Origin of the sequence: Staphylococcus sp. HMSC034C12 (assembly GCF_001835895.1) — a bacterium.
GTDB classification, from domain to species: Bacteria; Bacillota; Bacilli; order Staphylococcales; family Staphylococcaceae; genus Staphylococcus; species Staphylococcus hominis.
Window position 1 is genome coordinate 1 of record NZ_KV826335.1, and the last position, 320, is coordinate 320.

A 320-nucleotide genomic window follows, 5' to 3' on the forward strand; every position below is an offset into this window, starting at 1 on the left:
AATAAAAAAATAATGAAAAATTATAATTGGGAATATTTTAAAGCCCAAATTAATAAAAAGCTTTCAGAACCAAAAATAAAAACCATCTACAGTCAAAGAAAAATTGATGTGGAGCCTGTTTTTGGATTTATGAAGGCTATTTTGGGTTTCACTCGAATGTCCGTTCGAGGGATAAATAAAGCCAAAAGAGAACTAGGATTTGTGCTAATGGCACTTAATATAAGAAAAGTAACAGCTCAACGAGCTGAAAATAATCAAAAAAATTATAAAAAAGACAATTTCTATATTATTTCAATAGAAATTGTCTTTTTTCACTTATC

At 27.5% G+C, this 320-nt stretch carries 1 protein-coding gene; it reads left to right on the forward strand.

The window, feature by feature from the left end:
* Positions 1-320, forward strand: a 320-nt coding sequence (locus HMPREF2629_RS07955) for a transposase (protein WP_141756719.1), incomplete at both ends; no start/stop codon positions are given.